15 protein-coding genes and 1 tRNA gene are annotated in these 13,756 nt (G+C 70.5%); 3 read left to right on the plus strand and 13 right to left on the minus strand.

Annotation, left to right across the window (positions count from 1 at the left end; translation table 11 throughout):
- Positions 1–241: 241 nt before the first annotated feature.
- The 3 genes from ABZ876_RS06630 to ABZ876_RS06640 all read left to right on the plus strand — a co-directional run bounded on the left by ABZ876_RS06630 (position 242) and on the right by ABZ876_RS06640 (position 3,396).
- Entirely contained in the window at positions 242–1,447 is a 1,206-nt protein-coding gene (locus ABZ876_RS06630) for a DNA polymerase III subunit delta' (RefSeq protein ID WP_361775222.1), read from the plus strand.
- Positions 1,448–1,660: 213 nt separating this feature from the next.
- Complete coding sequence (locus ABZ876_RS06635; RefSeq protein WP_361775225.1) at positions 1,661–3,208, plus strand: alpha/beta hydrolase; 1,548 nt, start codon at positions 1,661–1,663, stop codon at positions 3,206–3,208.
- A 111-nt stretch (positions 3,209–3,319) separates the two neighbouring features.
- A tRNA-Thr gene (locus ABZ876_RS06640) sits at positions 3,320–3,396 on the plus strand.
- Between the two features lie 44 nt (positions 3,397–3,440).
- On the opposite strand, the gene ABZ876_RS06645 is transcribed toward ABZ876_RS06640, so the two are convergent.
- The 13 genes from ABZ876_RS06645 to ABZ876_RS06705 form a co-directional block, all read right to left on the minus strand.
- A complete protein-coding gene (locus tag ABZ876_RS06645; protein ID WP_361775228.1) occupies positions 3,441–4,832 on the minus strand; it encodes a tyrosine-type recombinase/integrase in 1,392 nt (463 codons plus the stop codon).
- A gap of 63 nt (positions 4,833–4,895) precedes the next feature.
- Positions 4,896–5,096 carry a helix-turn-helix domain-containing protein gene (locus ABZ876_RS06650; RefSeq protein WP_361775231.1) on the minus strand — a complete coding sequence of 67 codons (201 nt, stop codon included), beginning with the start codon at positions 5,094–5,096 and terminating at the stop codon, positions 4,896–4,898.
- Positions 5,097–5,313: 217 nt separating this feature from the next.
- On the minus strand, positions 5,314–6,489 hold the full coding sequence (locus ABZ876_RS06655) for a DUF3631 domain-containing protein (protein WP_361775234.1): 1,176 nt from the start codon (positions 6,487–6,489) through the stop codon (positions 5,314–5,316).
- On the minus strand, positions 6,486–6,842 hold the full coding sequence (locus ABZ876_RS06660) for a hypothetical protein (RefSeq protein WP_361775237.1): 357 nt from the start codon (positions 6,840–6,842) through the stop codon (positions 6,486–6,488). Before ABZ876_RS06660 ends, ABZ876_RS06655 begins: the two co-directional genes overlap by 4 nt.
- Positions 6,839–7,729, minus strand: coding sequence for a bifunctional DNA primase/polymerase (locus ABZ876_RS06665; protein ID WP_361775239.1), 891 nt, complete (start codon positions 7,727–7,729; stop codon positions 6,839–6,841). The genes ABZ876_RS06660 and ABZ876_RS06665 overlap by 4 nt, the downstream gene beginning before the upstream one ends.
- The gene (locus ABZ876_RS06670; protein ID WP_361775242.1) at positions 7,726–8,484 is read right to left on the minus strand and encodes a DNA methylase; all 759 of its coding nucleotides are present in this window, start codon (positions 8,482–8,484) and stop codon (positions 7,726–7,728) included. Before ABZ876_RS06670 ends, ABZ876_RS06665 begins: the two co-directional genes overlap by 4 nt.
- Positions 8,485–8,570: 86 nt before the next feature.
- Positions 8,571–9,035 (minus strand): hypothetical protein, encoded by a 465-nt coding sequence (locus ABZ876_RS06675; RefSeq protein WP_361775245.1) that lies wholly within the window; start codon positions 9,033–9,035, stop codon positions 8,571–8,573.
- Between the two features lie 15 nt (positions 9,036–9,050).
- Positions 9,051–9,242, minus strand: a complete 192-nt coding sequence (locus ABZ876_RS06680; protein WP_361775248.1) for a hypothetical protein — start codon at positions 9,240–9,242, stop codon at positions 9,051–9,053.
- 157 nt (positions 9,243–9,399) lie between these two features.
- Positions 9,400–9,651 (minus strand): hypothetical protein, encoded by a 252-nt coding sequence (locus ABZ876_RS06685; protein WP_361775251.1) that lies wholly within the window; start codon positions 9,649–9,651, stop codon positions 9,400–9,402.
- A gap of 141 nt (positions 9,652–9,792) precedes the next feature.
- Positions 9,793–12,018 (minus strand): cell division protein FtsK, encoded by a 2,226-nt coding sequence (locus ABZ876_RS06690; RefSeq protein WP_361775254.1) that lies wholly within the window; start codon positions 12,016–12,018, stop codon positions 9,793–9,795.
- A gap of 92 nt (positions 12,019–12,110) precedes the next feature.
- Positions 12,111–12,482, minus strand: a complete 372-nt coding sequence (locus ABZ876_RS06695) for an RRQRL motif-containing zinc-binding protein (protein ID WP_361775257.1) — start codon at positions 12,480–12,482, stop codon at positions 12,111–12,113.
- A complete protein-coding gene (locus tag ABZ876_RS06700; RefSeq protein ID WP_361775260.1) occupies positions 12,482–13,471 on the minus strand; it encodes a DUF2637 domain-containing protein in 990 nt (329 codons plus the stop codon). Before ABZ876_RS06700 ends, ABZ876_RS06695 begins: the two co-directional genes overlap by 1 nt.
- Entirely contained in the window at positions 13,468–13,755 is a 288-nt protein-coding gene (locus tag ABZ876_RS06705; RefSeq protein ID WP_361775262.1) for a hypothetical protein, read from the minus strand. The genes ABZ876_RS06700 and ABZ876_RS06705 overlap by 4 nt, the downstream gene beginning before the upstream one ends.
- Position 13,756: the final 1 nt, after the last annotated feature.

Below are 13,756 nucleotides of genomic sequence, written 5' to 3' on the forward strand. Positions count from 1 at the left end.
AGCCCGTAGCCGACCCCCGGCGTCGGGTGAGGGCCCGGGTGCCGGGTGAGTACCCCGGGGCGGGCGGGCTCGGCTGGTCCGTCCCGCATGCGGCCCGACCGTCGGCCGTCCCGGTGCCGTCCCGGTGCGACCGTCGGCTGTCCTGGTGCGGCCGTCGGTTGTCCCGGTGCCGGCCTCGTTGTCGGTGGTGACCCGCACAATGGATCGCGGTAGGGCCGGTACGACGGAAAGGCGGTGTCCCGTGACCGTGTGGGACGACCTGGTGGGACAGGAGAGGGTGAGCGAGCAGCTCGACGCGGCTGCCCGCGATGCCGACGCCCTCGTCACCGCGGCCGCCGCCGACGCCCCGCTCCCCGGGGCCTCCAGGATGACGCACGCCTGGCTGTTCACGGGCCCGCCCGGCGCGGGGCGTACGCAGGCGGCGCGGGCGTTCGCCGCGGCATTGCAGTGCGTCAGCCCCGACCGCGCGCTCGGGGGCGCCCCCGGCTGCGGCTTCTGCGACGGTTGCCACACCGCCCTGGTCGGCACGCACGCGGACGTGACGACGGTCGCCGCCGTGGGCACGCAGATCCTCGCCGACGACATGCGCGACACGGTCCGCAAGTCGTTCACGTCACCGGCGAACGGCCGCTGGCAGGTGATCCTCGTCGAGGACGCCGAGCGGCTGAACGAGAAGTCGGCCAACGCGGTCCTGAAGGCGGTCGAGGAGCCCGCCCCGCGTACGGTCTGGCTGCTGTGCGCCCCGTCCCTGGAGGACGTGCTGCCGACGATCCGCTCCCGCTGCCGCCACCTCAACCTGCGCACGCCGTCCGTGGAGGCGGTCGCGGACATGCTCGTACGGCGGGACGGCCTCGAGCCGCAGGTCGCGTTCGCGGCCGCCCGCGCCACCCAGGGGCATGTCGACCGTGCCCGCCGCCTGGCCACGGACGAACGTGCCCGGGCCCGCCGGGCCGCCGTGCTGAAGCTCCCGCTGCGGATCGACGACATCGGCGGCTGCCTCAGGGCGGCGCAGGAGCTGGTCGACGCGGCCACGGAGGACTCCAAGCAGCTCGCCGAGGAGGTCGACGCCAAGGAGACGGAGGAGTTGAAGACGGCACTGGGCGCCGCGCAGGGCGGTCGGATGCCCCGGGGTACGGCGGGCGTGATGAAAGAGCTGGAGGACAAGCAGAAGCGCCGGAGAACGCGTACCCAGCGCGACAGCCTGGACCAGGCCCTCACCGATCTCACGGGCTTCTACCGTGATGTGCTCGCCCTCCAGCTCGGCTCCCGTGTCGCCCTCGCCAACGCCGACGCGGAGGATGCCCTCGAGCGCCTGGCCAGGGGCAGCACGCCCGAGTCGACACTCCGCCGTATCGAGGCGATCGCCGCCTGCCGGGAGGCCCTGGACCGCAATGTCGCACCCCTGCTGGCGGTGGAGGCCATGACGATGGCCTTGCGGACCGGGTGAGACGCCCCTGAGAGGGATACCGCCCGCGGCGGATTGACCGCATCACTCGTACGAAGGGCCGACGCGACGCAGAGCTATCCTTCCGTCGCTCAGGGTTACGCTCACGAGATGCAGACCAGGTGCATTCCCGGACCCTCTACCCCTTCCCGCCCTCCCCGGCCTTCGCGTCGTTCCCGACCGTCCCGCCTTCTCCGTCTCCTCCGTCGGCCCCGGATGATCCGGACGGGCGGCACGCTGCTCGCCGCCACGGCGCTGCTCGCCTCGGCGTGCTCCGCCAGGGACGCGACGACGGCCACGGCGGCGGATGCGGCGCTGGCCGCGCTGCCCCGGACCACGCCGTCGGCGCTGTCCCCGTACTACGCCCAGAAGCCGACCTGGCGCCCCTGCACGGTCGCCGGCTTCGAGTGCGCCACGATGACGGCGCCCCGTGACTACGCCCGGCCTGCCGCCGGCGATGTGAGACTGGCCGTGGCCCGCAAGCGGGCCACGGGCCACGGCAAGCCCCTCGGCTCGCTGCTGGTCAACCCGGGCGGGCCGGGCGGCTCGGCCGTCGGCTATCTGCAGGAGTACGCGGGCGCCGCCTACCCGTCAGAGATCCGCGCCCGCTACGACATGGTGGCCGTCGATCCGCGCGGGGTGGGCCGCAGCGAGCCGGTCCGCTGCCTCGACGGGCCGCGGATGGACGCATACACACAGACCGACCTCACGCCCGACAACCCGGTGGAGGTGAAGCAGGTGGTCGCCGCGGACAAGGCGTTCGCGGAGGGGTGCGGGCGGAACTCGGCCGGCCTGCTGCGCCATGTCTCGACGGTCGAGGTGGCCCGTGACATGGACATCCTGCGCGCGGTGCTGGGCGACCGGAAGCTGAACTATGTCGGGGAGTCGTACGGGACGTTCCTCGGGGTGACGTATGCGGGGCTGTTCCCGGACCGGGTGGGCCGGATGGTGCTGGACGGCGCGATGGACCCCACCCTGACCGCCCGCAGGATCAACGAGGGGCAGACGGCGGGCTTCGAGAGGGCGTTCCAGTCCTTCGCCAAGGACTGCGTCCGCCGGCCGGGCTGCCCGCTGGGCGGCCCGGGCACCTCACCGGCGAAGGTCGGCGACCATCTGAAGGCGTTCTTCGCGAAACTCGACGCGTCCCCTCTCAGGGCGGCCGACGCGAGCGGCCGCAGGCTCGGCGAGGCCCTGGCGACGACCGGGGTGATCGCCGCGATGTACGACCAGGAGGCCTGGCCCCAGCTGCGCGAGGCGCTGACCTCGGCGATGAAGCACCACGACGGGACCCCGCTGCTCGTCCTGTCCGACAGCTACTACGAGCGGGACGCGCGCGGCAGGTACTCCAACCTGATGTTCGCCAACGCGGCCGTGAACTGTGTGGACCTGCCTCCGGCGTTCGCGGGTCCGGCGGAGGTGGAGAAGGCCCTCCCGGCGTTCGAGAAGATGTCTCCGGTGTTCGGAAGGGCCCTGGCCTGGGCGTCGCTGGGCTGCGCCTACTGGCCGGTGCGGGCGACGGGTGAGCCGCACCGCATCGAGGCCAAGGGTGCGGCGCCGATCGTGGTGGTCGGTACGACCCGCGACCCGGCGACCCCGTACACGTGGGCGCGGGCCCTGGCATCCCAGCTCTCCTCCGCCAGGCTTCTGACCTACGACGGAGACGGGCACACGGCGTACGGCCGTGGCAGCAAGTGCATCGACTCGGCGATCGACGCGTATCTGCTGCGGGGCACCCCACCGGCGAAGGGAAAACGCTGCTCGTAGCCGCCCCCGGCCACCTCCCCGGAGGCATCGCTTCCGGGGGGTGGTCGGAGCACTCTCGGGAACTGTGTAGACTTACCGACGTTGCTGATCGCACCATAGTGCGGCCAGCGCGCCGCCTTAGCTCAGATGGCCAGAGCAACGCACTCGTAATGCGTAGGTCTCGGGTTCGAATCCCGAAGGCGGCTCCATCCGAACCCCAGCCCAGACGGCGTCTGAGCTGGGGTTTTTGCGTTCAGCGGATGCGGCGACGGCGGCGGGCGCGGGCCTCCCTGGTGCTCGTGGTCTCAATTGTGGTCTCAATTGCGGGCTCAGACTGAGGCATGAAGGCGTCTCCCATGCGGCGCATGGCGTCCTTCGAGAGGTGAGATCTCCCCTTCACGTACCGCCGGGTCTGACTGATCTGGGTGTGCCGAAGGATCTCCATGATCGTAGGCATGTCCACGCCCAACTCGTTCAGGATCGTGCCGGCCGTGTGGCGGCTTCCGTCGTACAGGCGGCGGTCGTCGATTCCGGCTTCCTCAAGCAGCTCCTTGAACTCCGCCCAATCGGCTCGTGGATCTAACGGCCGACCGTCCGGACGCGTGAACACCGCGCCGTGCTCCTCCCACGCGTCGCCTGCGGCGGCTCGCATCTCCTCCTGCCGTGCCTTGTGCTCGTGCAGGTAGGGGATGAACGGCGGCGGGATCGGCACGGGGTTGGTGCTCTTCTTGGTCTTGGGGCGCGTGAAGACCAGTCCGCCTCCCTTGCGCTCCGGGCACGCGCTCGCGTGCTTCGTGCAGTTCTTTGTGCACGGCTTGGGGCATCCGCGCTTGTAGTTCTTGTGCGTCTTGCACTCCGACGGGCACGGCTCGAACCGGTGGAGTCGGGAGCCACAAGCGTGCGGGTCCTTGCAGCCGTGCCGCCACGTGAGCCGCTGAAGCTGCCATTGGGGGTGGAACAGCTCGTTTTCGAGATCCACGTACTTCCAACGAAGCCCCAGGGTCTCTCCCTGCCGGAAGCCCATCCCGACGCCGACGCACCACCGCATGAAGGTGGGCCGCCTGACCGCCGCTTCGAGGAATGCCTTGGCCTCCTCGGTGGTGAACGGGTTCGCCTCGGTCTCGTCGACCGTCGGTGGGTCCACGAGTGTGGCCACGTTCTCGGCGATGATCCGGCGACGGTGGGCAATTTTCAGGGCTCGCGACAGGATGCGGTGCACCTTGAGCACGTGCGACGGCGCGTGTCCCTCGTCGAGCATCGCGCGATACATCCGCTCAAGGTGTTCCGGCTGGAGCTTGTCGAGCCGGTGCTTGCCGATGCCGGGGATGATGTCGTTGCGGGTCTTGGACCAGTAGTCGTCCAGGGAACGCGGCTTGAGCTTCAGGCTCGCGATGTCGGTGAGGTATGTCTCCATCCACGCGGCCACGGTCGGCTTGCGTCCGGCCTTGGGGGCGCGCCCCTTGTCGCGGAGTGCTTCCAATTCTCGGACCCTGCGGCGAACTTCGGACTCTGTCTTGGCCCGGCGGTGGCGCCGGTCGTAGCTGCCGTCATCCTTGACGCCCATCGTGACGCGGCCGTGCCACCAACCGTCCTTGCCCAGGTAGATGGACGACTCCATGTTCAGCTTCTTGGGGCGGGGACTCATGTACTCCTCCATGCGAGAGGCGGCCCCGGATCGTGGTCCGGGGCCGCCTCGGTTGGGCTCGGGTCAGTTGGGCATCGGTTCGAGGTTGTTCACGTACGCCTCCAGGTCACTGCGACGTATGCGGCGGGAGCGGCCTCGCTTGACGTACTTCAGGGCTCCATCGGCCATCAGCTCGTAGACGGTGGAGCGGCCGAAGCGGAGGACTTTCGCGGCTTCTTTCGGGGTGTACAGCAACTGATCGGTGGGCGGGAGCGCGGTGCTCATACGGCGGTGCCTCCTCGGCAGGGTTCCGGGGGTGGTGGCCCCCTTCCTGTCAGGTCCGCTACTTCCGCTACCTCCGCTACCGCCCTGGTCAGGGGCCTGATCGAGGTAGCGGATAGGTGTGCGGGTAGCGGATGGAGCCGCTACCGGCCCCGGGTTCGTGGCCGCGGGGCGGGTAGCGGATGGGGTGGTGAGGTAGCGGATGCGGAGCGGCTTGCCGCTACCCGGAAACCGCCTCTGAGCTGCCCGGTAGCGGAGGTAGCGGAAGTAGCGCACTTTCCGCGGGGGGTGGGCAGTAGCGCTGCCACGCGTCGTGCAGATCGCTCGCGTAGTAGCCCTTCATGACGCTGCCGCCCGCCTTGATGTTGCGGGCCGCGATGGGGGTGTTGTCCGCGGTCATGTACTCCCGCAGCATCCGTGACAGTCCGCGGGCGTCGAGCGGCTTGCCGCTCATGTCCGCCCAGGGCGCCTCTTCGAGGCTGTGCAGCCTGTCGAGGATGGCGACGGTGGGCAGGCGGTCGATGCCGTTGAACACGTAGTCGCGCAGGTCCGTGAGTAGGCGGATGCCGATGCTTCCCTTGTCGCTGGTCTTCGCCGCGTTGACCAGCTCGATGCAGGCGGCGCGGGCCCGCTCCGGCCACGCGCCGCCCGCGGCGTCGGCCACGGCGAGCAGGGGCTCCCATACGTCCGCGGGCCGGTCGCTGATGCCCTCCGGAAGCTCCGGGAACACCCCGTCGACAAGGTGACGCACGGACTGTGCCCATGCGGCGAGCCGGTCGCGCAGCGCGTGGCCTTCCTTCTCGTGGATGCGCTGCCGGAACGGCTCCACCCGCTCATTCGGCGCGCGGCGGCGCATGCGGACGATGACGGAGCGGGTCAGGATCGTGTCCGGCAGCGAGCCGAGACCGGCGACCGCGACTCCGCAGAACGAGGGGAACTCCTGTACCTGCTGGTTGGAGCCGTCGCCCACGCACCGCCACATGACGCCGGAGCGGCGGTGGCCTGCGTTCAGGAAGCCGCGGAGCTGTTCGTTCTCTCCGGCCTTGGGGCCGAAGACGGTATCGATCTCGTCGAACAGGATCGTGGGCCGTCCCTCCATCCCGGACACAGCGCGGAAGAGCGCGGAGGCGGAGGCGTTGACCGCGACCATCGGTTGCGGCACGAGGGTTTCTACGATCTCCAGCGCGCGGGACTTGCCCGAGCCCGGCTCTGGCGAGAGGAACGCGAGCCGCGGGGTGGAGTCGAAGCAGTCGAGCAGGTGCGCGTGCGCGTCCCACAGCGTCACGGCGACGTAGGCGGCATCGAGGGGGAAGATGTTGAAGCGCCGGTGGAAGGCTTCCACCTCATCGAGCAGTGCGGCGCCGTCGGTGGTGGGTGCCGGCGGATTGGTGCTCATGCCGCCTGCCTCCCTTCCTGGTTAGTGCGGAGCGGGCATGCGTCGCGGTGGGCGGTGTGGTCGGCGATCAGGGCGAGGACCTTCGTGTGGCCGACGGCGCTGCGGTCCCTGCCGCACAGGCACTTCGAGGTGGCGGTAGGCACGGCGCCGCGCGGTGCGGAGATGTGCAGCCACGCGACCGGGTGCCGTCCGTCTCCCCGGTGCGGGTCAGGACGAAGAGCAGAAGGGACGCCCTTGCGGGCGGCGCCTTTCGGCTCGCCCACGGCCGGACCGGGCGCGGCTTGTGCGGCGGCGCGCGGACCGGTCGGGGTGGCGGGGAGGCTCTTCAGTGGGGGGCGCGGCGGGGTGCTCATGCCGCCCTCCGCTGGCCGTTGCGGGCAATCGACCAGTTCAGACCGCTGCGAATGGTCGCTTCACACGACCGCGGCGACAAACCGGCTTGCTCCCCCGCCCACTGAAGAGCCTCCTCAACCTGCTCCCTGGGAAGGTCGCCCCACGCGATGAACCGCCCCAGGGCTCGCGCTGCCCGGAGCAACGTGGCGTTGCGCTCGCCCTCCGGGGCCTGCCGTACGGACGCGGTTTCTGCGTTCAAGCCCGCTGCGGCGTAGCGGGAGGCTCGAACGGCCGACGGTGCGGCCATTAGTCCCTGCGAGTTCTGGCGGACCGTCAGACGGGCGCTCAGCCAATCCGGCAGAGGTGCGGGCGGCATGTCATTGACGACCGCGTAGGCGCCCGTGGGGGTGATGCTGCCGGGCGCGACGACGTAGCCGCCCCATGCGCGGGTGTCGATGCGCTTGCCGAGCCGTCCGGCGGTGTTGCCGAGCCGGACGCCGGGTGGGGCGGTGAAGTACAGGTGGACCCCGCCGCTCGCGGTCCGCACTGTGCGGGTGGTGGGGACGGCCTGTCCGGCGCGCTCGCAGAGCGCCGTGAAGGTCGTCACGCCGTTAGGCGTGTCCGTACTGCTCTTCCGCTTGGGCATGTCGAGGTCGACGACGACCAGCCCGGACGGGCCGGTGGCGATGCCAACGTTGAACGCCAGGTCGCCCCACGCGCGGCGGATGCGATCCGGGTCGATGGTGGCGCGCTCTTCCCACTTGCGGTGGCCGCCCGCGCAGTCCCCGATACCGGGGCAGACGTCCTCACCGTGCAGGGCCGGACGCTTGTCGCCGGGACGGAGCGGCAGCACCGCCCATCCCCGCTCCGCGGCGTCCAGGGCGGCGAACAGGAGGTGACGGTTCATGCCGCCACCCCCAGCGCGTTCAAGGCGAGGAAGGCACGGCCGATCCACTCCGCATAGGCGGGCGGAATGGCCTCGGTCAGCTCCTCGCGCACGTCGGTCCACGTGATGCCCATCGCGGCCTGAAGCTCAGGGACGGATGGCTTGCCCCCGCCGCTCCCATACGCGGCGACGTACGGGCCGTCGTAGAAGCGGCCGTGCCGGTAGCCGCGCACCCGCCCGCGGTGCGGGACGTGCGCCGGCTGCTCGGTGGTCCAGCCGCCCAACTCGAAGTTGCGGTGCCGGATGACTCCGAGCCCGAACATCTCGCCGCACAGGGTCAGGTCCTTGCGGATCTCGGCGCGGCCGTTGGGCTGCTCGATGACGTACGGCAGGCCGGTCTTGTCGAGCAGGTCTCGGGTGGGTGCCACGAGGTCTTCGTGAGTGCCGCCCCAACCCTGCGAGGCGTTGGTTCCTACGGTCAGGGCACATCCGTGCTGGCAGGGCGGGGAGGCGTGCACGAACGTGTACCGCTCGATCTCCCCGGACAGGATCAGCGCGGCGAGTCGTTCGAGCGCGTCACCCCGGTGGTACGGGAAGGGGTAGTTCGGCCGGTCGGCGATGTCGACACCGTCCACGACGAACCCAGCGCCGGCGTACCCCACGGCGGCGCCGCCAGCGCATGAGAAGAGGTCCAAGAGACGAGGCCGCAGGCCGTGGCGCCTCTTCCGGGTGGCATGGGCCGGACGGCCCTCGCCGAATGATGCTCGTTGGGTCATGCTGGAGGTCTCCTGCTCTCTTGGAGGGACTGGAGAACCGGGGCGGGCGCAGGCTTGTGGTGAGACGGCGCCCGCCTCGGGCGAAGCTAGCCGTGGAAGTGATTGCGCTTGAAGACGGCCTTGCGGATGTTGACCGTGGTCCCGCTGCGGTGGCCGCTCGCGCTGAGTACCTGCACAGCGACCCACCCGCCGAAGATGACGGCGGCGAGGGTGATGAGCTGAGTGATGAGCGCGGTCAGCGCGGTGATGAACGCGGTGAGCAGGAACAGTCCGCCACAGACGGCACCGAACCCGATGCCCCCGAGGGCGATGTTCACCGCCGCGCGCGAGACGGGCGGCTTGGTCGTGACGGGTTCGGGCTTGGCGGGTTCGAGGGTGTAGCCGGTGACGACGCGTCCGTCCGGCAGGACGATGCTCGTCACCGCCGGGAGCGTGCCCCACTGCACCGGTACGACCGGCGCCGACTGCACCGGGGCGAGCGGAGTGGGCCGGTGGACTTCCACGGTCGCCTCACGACGGCCGGTCACGAGGGGCTTGGCGGGTTCGTTCATGGTTGCGGTCTCCTGTCAGCCGAGGTTGCTGAGGGCGTCGGCGCCCGCCTGCACGAGGTTGTGGATGGGCTCGTACGCGCCGGTCCCGGCGGCGAAGAAGCCGAAGAGGAACAGGACGATGGCCGAGCCGCCTCCGGCGGACTTGGTCTTGACGGCGAGCGCGGACGCGGCGCCGAACAGCAGCACGGCAGAGATGTCGAAGATCACGGCAGAGAAACTCGCTTTCGGGCGAGGTGGACGGGTGGATACGCTCTTCGAGCCCCGGGTGCTGGCAAGCTCGGGGCATTGACCGGCGACCGCGCCCACCTGGCCACTGCGTGTTGCGGGGTCCGTCTTATGGCGGGCGGTCGTCTGTCTTCTCCTGTCAGCCGGTGCCTGCGCGGTAGATGCGGGCCCAGCGGTTGTAGAGCCAGCGGCCGACGCGTATGCGCTTGCCGGTGGCCTTGCAGCGGCGGCAGTCCTTCCCGCGCTTCATGCGGCCCTTGCGGTCGGTCTTCATGGCGAAGCCCCAGCCGTTGCACTTGCGGCAGTTGCCGAACGGTGAGGCGGCACACACGGCGACGTAGCACAGCGTTACGCCGAGAAGCAGGGTGATAGCGAGTAGGACAGGGGTCATGACGGGCCCTTCCAGGCGGGTTTCGGGGGTTTCCGCTGATGGGCCGCTATCCGCTAGCGGCCTGATCAGAGGGAGTTTGGGGCGCTAGCGGGGCCGCTAACGTTAGCGGTGTGTGCCGCTAGCGCTAGCGACCCCGGAGCCTCAGCCCGCGTCCCGCTTTCCGTCACGCTCCGCAATTGCGGTGACGATGTGGGAGCGGTCGATGCCGCGCCGGTTGACGACCTTGCCCTTGACGCGGCGGCCCACCTGGATGGTGGAGACGCCGTGCGGCTTCAGGGCCGCGGCCAGTCCCTCGGGGTCCCAGCCGTCGTAGACCTCCTCGCGCAGCTCTGCGAGCCGGGCGACGACGGTCTCGGACCACACCTTGGGCTCATCGGCCGGCACAACCGCGAGGATGTCGCGCAGCAGGTCATACGCGCTGGTGACCGGCTCGGGTGCCTCCCCGAGCGCGTGCCCGGACAGGGTGCCCGCCTCCTCGCGCAGGCGGCGAGCGCGGGCGCCGATGGCTTCGGCGTCGCGACCGTCGACGTAGATGGCGCGCACGATCCGGGCGTCCGAGCCTTCACCGACGAAGTAGTGAATGCCCTTGTCACCCCAGGCGAACATGGTTGCCCGCACGCCGCGCTTGTAGGCGGACGTGCCGAGCACCATGTCGTTTTCGAGCTGGCCCATGACCTTCAGGCACCACCGGGCCGACGCGTTCGCGCTGATGCCGGTGGGCAGCGCCTTGGCGTCCGGGCGCTGGGTGGCGAGCAGCAACACGATGCCGGTGGCCGGACCGCGCTTGACCAGGTCGGTTGCGATCTCCTCGAACTCCTTGGCGTGCTCGGGGTGCTCGAACAGCACCTGGCACTCATCCACCCCGATCACGATCGGGTGCAGCCCCAGGGAGCGCTTGTCGGCAAGGGCGCTGGTCACCTTCGACTCCGGGCAGACATCTCGCGGAAGCGAGCGGATCACCTTGGTGCGGCGCCGCAGTTCCTCGCGCAGCGCCCGGAAGTCGTTCAGGCAGTACTCGATGGACTCGTCGTCGTCGCCCGCGGCGTGCCGGTGCGAGACGGCGTCGCCGACCGGGTCAAGGTCGCCCGTGCCCTTCATGTCGTAGGTGTGCAGCTCCGCCCGCGGGTCCAGCGCGGCGATGAGCAGCAGCAGCCTGAGTAGGAAGGTCTTGCCCATGCGCGGGATGGCGCCGATGACGCCCGCGATGTACATCAGCGTCGCGTCGACCCAGCGTCCGCGCTGGTCGGTGCCGTAGGCGACCGGCTTGAACAGGTCCACCGAACCCGACTTGAGCAGCGGCCACTTGGGTTGCTTGGCGCGAGACATGTCCTGGTCGCCGACCCAGAGCACGAGGTGACCGGTGTGCTCATCCGGCACCGCCTCGGGCCACACGCAGCCGAGCGGGCGGCGCAGGCCGGACGCCAGCCGGTCGCGGCGCTCGATGACGTCGGTCACCGTGACGCCGTACGGGAGGTTGCCCTCCGCGCGCCAGCCGGGGCCATCACGAGTGATGGGCGCGGTGAACTCGAACCCGTCGCGGCCCTTGGCCTGCGCCTGGTTGATGGCGGGGATGCCGAGCGCCCCGAGCGCACGCAGCACGATGTCACTGGTGAGCTTGGTCGCCTTGGGCAGTTCCACAGCCCTGTGGATGACCGGGGCATCGGCCTTGCGTCCGGCGAACCCGAGCGCCATCACGACCGCGCTCACCGACACCGCCTGAAGCCAGTCGGGGGCGAGCACGTACATCGCGAGCGCGGCGCCCAGTCCGACGAACATCGCGAGCACCGCCACGAGGGTGCGCAGTCGGACGCGTCCGTCGCGCTGCCGCGACAGCTTCAGGTACTCCGCGGCGTCCTCACGGCGGACCGCGGCGAGTCGGACCGGCTCGCCCTCGCGGTCGGCCACCCACCGCATGGTGCCGCCCACGAACTTCGCGGCGCCCGCGGGGGCCTGGAGGGTGAGGCGGGCGGCGTAGACCGGGGCACGCAGCGCGTGATACCCGGCGGCGTGGGCGTAGTGGCGAGCCACCCACGCCGCGGCGGTTCGAAGTTCCGCCACCGACCGCAGCCACTCGGGAACGACCGCACGGCGGTGTGCTCCCGCGAGCCGACCGAGGTAGCCCGGACCGGTCGCCCGCGGGGTCGACTGGTCGACCATCACAGGTGCCGTCGGGTCGGCCGACTCGGCACCCGACCGCGCGGTGTCGGAGTCGGCCGACGGGTCGGTGTCGGGTCGGGCGGTCGGGTCGACCGACTCGGTACGGGCCGACCGCGCCTTATCGAGGTCGACTACCTCGCCCCCGGAGTCGGCAGCCATCTCGGCTTCCAGTCGGTTGAAGAGTTCGTTGTCGTCGTCGGGGTGCTTCACTGAAGGTCCCTTCCAATCGAGGGAAAGGCGGGGCCGGCCCGTCGCTGTAGGAGGTGAGCGGACGTGCCCCGCCGGATCGTGGGGCGGGGTGTTCAGGCGGCGCGCTGTTCCTCGGGGTAGGCGCAGGGCACGCACATGCCGAGCGAGGTGGGGATGACGTATCCGGCGTCCTGTCGGCACAGTGGGCAGGTGCGGCGGGCGCGGTTCGCCTTGGCGAGCGCGGCCCACTTGCCCGGCGTCATCGGCCGGACGGGCTTGGCGCGGTCGACGCGGTAGAGGTAGGCGACCAGCGGGCCGCGCCGGTAGCGCGGGCGCATGATCTGCGCTGCGATGGACTGCCCACCGGGCCGTAAGCCGCGAGCCCGTAACTGCCGTTTGGTGGCGAGTCCGTCGGGGGCGCAGCGCCACGGGTAGGTGGGCAGTCCGTGCCTCGCGCCGGTCGGGTCGAAGCACTTGGCGAACATCAGGCAGCCTCAGCCGCCGTGCCGTCGTCCTCCGAGTCGTTTACGGAGTGCAGTGGACGGCTGTTGGCGCGCTCCGCCTTCAACTCATCCCGCAACTTGCGGGCGTTGGCCTGCGAGACGTGCACGGCGGTGCGGATGCGGTCCGCGGTCAGTTCCGCCTCGGTCCACTCCGCGGTGGCCGCGCGCGACTCGGTCAGCAGCTCCTCGAAGGTGCGCTGTGTCTTGGCCTTGCCCTTGGGTTTGGGCTGTCGGCGCGGGCGCGGCTTGGGGTCGACCAGCGGTGCCGGCGGATTCTCCAACGGGGGCGGTTCGGGCGTCTCCTGCTCGCCAGCGGGGGCCAGTTCGCCCATGCGCAGCATCACACGCTCGCGCCGCGGCGTCTTCGAGCGCCACTTGCGGCCGTACCGCTCGCGCAGGTCTGCGCGCGCCAACTGCCGTTCCTTCTCCCGTGCCAGCGCCTCGGAGTAGGAGGTGACCTCCCACAGGGTCATGCGGCGCCACAGCGCGAAGGTGGAGGGGAAGGCGAGCAGCCAACGGGAGAACCGGATCTTCTCCATGCGTCGACCGGTCACGGCGCCGATCCGCACGGCGTAGATGTGCGCGCCGATCTCGGAGAACACCACCCACAGCAGCGGCATCGTGCCGTGCGCGACCTTGGCCGTCAGCGAGTGTCCGGCCGCGATGTTCAGCCCGCACGTGATCAGCGTGAGCGCCCAGGGCACGAACCGCACCCACGCGAGCGCCATATCCATGCGGATCAGCAGCAGGTTGGCCACGGTGAATACGGGGATGGCCACGTCGATACCGACCGGCAGCATCCACGGCTCGCCGAAGCCCCACCGGGTCGCGGCAGCGCAGACCGCGTCGAAGGAGGAGATCAGACCGAGGGCGCCGACTCCGGCAGCGGCGAGCGCTCCGAGGCCGGCGAGCCCCATTTCCGGGCGAGTCAACGGCGGCACGGACGGACGCTCGATGGGCTGAGTCGTCATGCCGCCACCGCCTTGCGCGTCGCACGGCGCCGGACGGGACGCGGCAGCGGAACGACGTCGAACAGCTCCGGGTGCGTGTCGATGAACTCGGCAGCGATGCGGGCCACGTCGTCGGCAAGGCCGGGGTTGTCGGCGAGGATGTCGCGGGCCGCGTCCAAACGGGCCGCGCGTTCCTCCTCAGTCTCACCATCGACTCCGAGCCACAGTTCGACCGGGGTGCCGAGCGCGAGTTCCACGAACTCGTCGGTAGTGACTGCCTGCTGATGCCCGATGAAGGTACGCATG

Source organism: Streptomyces sp. NPDC046931 (assembly GCF_040644655.1).
In the GTDB taxonomy this organism is placed as follows: Bacteria; Actinomycetota; Actinomycetes; order Streptomycetales; family Streptomycetaceae; genus Streptomyces.

What these genes read in the sequence shown, in the direction of transcription:
- ABZ876_RS06635 (WP_361775225.1), top strand. Translation starts at nt 1,661, where the DNA reads ATGATCCGGACGGGCGGCACGCTGCTCGCCGCCACGGCGCTGCTCGCC.
- ABZ876_RS06645 (WP_361775228.1), bottom strand. Translation starts at nt 4,832, where the DNA reads ATGAGTCCCCGCCCCAAGAAGCTGAACATGGAGTCGTCCATCTACCTG.
- ABZ876_RS06650 (WP_361775231.1), bottom strand. Translation starts at nt 5,096, where the DNA reads ATGAGCACCGCGCTCCCGCCCACCGATCAGTTGCTGTACACCCCGAAA.
- ABZ876_RS06655 (WP_361775234.1), bottom strand. Translation starts at nt 6,489, where the DNA reads ATGAGCACCAATCCGCCGGCACCCACCACCGACGGCGCCGCACTGCTC.
- ABZ876_RS06660 (WP_361775237.1), bottom strand. Translation starts at nt 6,842, where the DNA reads ATGAGCACCCCGCCGCGCCCCCCACTGAAGAGCCTCCCCGCCACCCCG.
- ABZ876_RS06665 (WP_361775239.1), bottom strand. Translation starts at nt 7,729, where the DNA reads ATGAACCGTCACCTCCTGTTCGCCGCCCTGGACGCCGCGGAGCGGGGA.
- ABZ876_RS06670 (WP_361775242.1), bottom strand. Translation starts at nt 8,484, where the DNA reads ATGACCCAACGAGCATCATTCGGCGAGGGCCGTCCGGCCCATGCCACC.
- ABZ876_RS06675 (WP_361775245.1), bottom strand. Translation starts at nt 9,035, where the DNA reads ATGAACGAACCCGCCAAGCCCCTCGTGACCGGCCGTCGTGAGGCGACC.
- ABZ876_RS06685 (WP_361775251.1), bottom strand. Translation starts at nt 9,651, where the DNA reads ATGACCCCTGTCCTACTCGCTATCACCCTGCTTCTCGGCGTAACGCTG.
- ABZ876_RS06695 (WP_361775257.1), bottom strand. Translation starts at nt 12,482, where the DNA reads ATGTTCGCCAAGTGCTTCGACCCGACCGGCGCGAGGCACGGACTGCCC.
- ABZ876_RS06700 (WP_361775260.1), bottom strand. Translation starts at nt 13,471, where the DNA reads ATGACGACTCAGCCCATCGAGCGTCCGTCCGTGCCGCCGTTGACTCGC.
- ABZ876_RS06705 (WP_361775262.1), bottom strand. Translation starts at nt 13,755, where the DNA reads ATGCGTACCTTCATCGGGCATCAGCAGGCAGTCACTACCGACGAGTTC.